Genomic DNA, 2,405 nt, shown 5'->3' with positions numbered 1-2,405 from the left:
AAATTTTCCATTTTCGATTGCTTGGCGAATACCGGCCATCAAACGTTGATAATAACGTAAATTATGAATGGTATTGAGCCTTGCACCAAGAATTTCATTACACCTATCAAGGTGATGTAAATAAGCGCGGCTATAATGGCGACAAGTATAGCAGTCACAATCGGCATCCAGTGTCGATGTATCTGATTTATACTTAGCATTACGAATTTTTACCACGCCATGTGTGACAAATAAATGCCCATTACGTGCATTTCGTGTCGGCATCACACAATCAAACATATCAATGCCACGGCGAACACCTTCCACTAAATCTTCCGGTTTGCCCACCCCCATTAAGTAACGTGGTTTATCTGCCGGAATTTGAGGGCAAACATGCTCTAAGATGCGGTGCATATCTTCTTTTGGTTCGCCTACAGCTAGGCCGCCTACAGCGTACCCATCGAAGCCAATTTCCACCAGCCCCTTAACTGAAATATCTCGTAAATCTTCGTAAACGCTGCCTTGGATAATGCCAAATAGTGCATTTTTATTGTTCAATTCGTCAAAACGTTGGCGGCTACGAGCAGCCCAACGTAACGACATTTCCATTGATGTCTTTGCGTAATCCCAATCTGCCGGATATGGCGTACACTCGTCAAAAATCATCACAATATCTGAACCGAGGTCGTACTGAATTTCCATTGATTTTTCAGGGCTTAGGAAAATTTTCTCACCATTTATTGGGTTACGAAAATGCACGCCCTCCTCTTTAATTTTGCGCATTGCGCCAAGACTAAAGACTTGGAACCCCCCTGAATCCGTCAATATCGGCCCCTGCCATTGCATAAAATCATGAAGATCACCATGGAGCTTCATGACCTCTTGCCCTGGACGCAGCCACAGGTGGAAAGTATTCCCTAGAAGAATTTGAGCACCCGTTTCTTTTACTTCTTCAGGTGTCATGCCTTTTACAGTACCGTAGGTGCCTACTGGCATAAACGCGGGGGTTTCTACCACACCACGCTCAAATACTAAGCGACCACGACGTGCATTGCCGCTAGTCGTTTGTAATTCATATTTCACGTTTGCCTCCAAGCATCAGAAAAACAGTCTGATGCTGTCGATAATATTAATTTGCTAAGCAAGCAGCCAACGCCACCGCTCGAACTGATTATTCCCCAATTTTTTCGAATGGTGCATTCGCATTGGGTGTGATGAACATAGCATCACCGTAACTAAAGAAACGATACTTTTGTTCAACCGCCTCTTTGTACGCATTGATAGTATTTTTATATCCCGCAAACGCAGAAACCAACATAATTAATGTTGATTCTGGTAAGTGGAAATTAGTGATAAGTGCGTCTATCACTTGATATTCATACCCGGGATAAATAAAAATCTGGGTATCATCAAAAAATGGAGCAATCAAGGCATCTTGGCTAGCTTTAGCCGCACTTTCCAGTGAGCGCACAGACGTTGTTCCTACAGCAACAACGCGATTGCCACGCGCCTTACAGGCTAATACCGCATCAACCACATCTTGTGGCACTTCCGCATATTCGGAGTGCATAATGTGATCTTCGATAGTATCAACACGAACAGGTTGGAAAGTACCTGCGCCGACATGTAAGGTAACAAATGCCATTTCAACGCCTTTTTGGCGCAAAGCTTCAAGTAAAGGCTCGTCAAAGTGCAAACCCGCCGTTGGCGCTGCTACAGCCCCCGGTTTTTCACTATACACAGTTTGATAAAGCTCTTTATCCGCTTCTTCATCAGGCCGGTCGATGTAAGGGGGTAATGGCATATGACCAATTTGGTTTAAAATGCTCAAAACATCCCGTTCATCATCAAAACGCAGTTCAAATAAGGCACCGTGACGCGCCATCATCGTGGCTTTGACACTTTCATCTTCACCCAACAACAGTTCAGCCCCCTCTTTCGGTGCTTTTGATGCGCGAACATGGGCTAATACACGGTGTTGATCTAACATACGCTCAATGAGAACTTCAATTTTACCGCCGCTGACTTTGCGACCAAACAACCTTGCTGGGATCACGCGGGTATTATTGAATACCAGTAAATCCCCTTTCTCCAATTTTTCTAGAACATCTGTAAAAACACCATGCGTTAGCTGCCCCGAGCTTCCATCCAGACTTAATAAGCGGCAAGCGCTACGTTCCGCCTGTGGATAGTGGGCAATCAGTTCTTCAGGTAATTGAAAAGTAAAATCAGAAACACGCATTGTATTGACATCAATCTAAAAAAACAGGCGACTAGTCTAGTGCCGCACCGCCTTTGGCGCAAGAAATAAGCGCAAAATAGTATAAATATTCGCCATTATTTAACAAATATTTTGTTAGCAAAAAATTCTGCGTACTATTTATCCATTCAAAGAATGAATTATTTCTGTTTTGCTAAGATTTCAT

The 2,405-nt window shown here is 43.5% G+C and carries 2 protein-coding genes; both read right to left on the bottom strand.

What is annotated here, in order from left to right; translation table 11 throughout:
- On the bottom strand, window positions 1-1,062 hold a 1,062-nt coding region (gene tgt, locus OQV04_RS24290), incomplete at its 3' end, for a tRNA guanosine(34) transglycosylase Tgt (protein WP_332643198.1).
- Between the two features lie 88 nt (window positions 1,063-1,150).
- Window positions 1,151-2,221 carry a tRNA preQ1(34) S-adenosylmethionine ribosyltransferase-isomerase QueA gene (queA, locus tag OQV04_RS24285; RefSeq protein WP_042846951.1) on the bottom strand — a complete coding sequence of 357 codons (1,071 nt, stop codon included), beginning with the start codon at window positions 2,219-2,221 and terminating at the stop codon, window positions 1,151-1,153.
- Window positions 2,222-2,405 lie beyond the last annotated feature (184 nt).

The organism is Escherichia sp. Lx600-2, from assembly GCF_036662595.1.
Taxonomy (GTDB): Bacteria; Pseudomonadota; Gammaproteobacteria; order Enterobacterales; family Enterobacteriaceae; genus Escherichia; species Escherichia coli.
The sequence above is the reverse complement of the archived record's forward strand: the minus strand, read 5'-3'. Positions and strand labels throughout refer to the sequence as shown.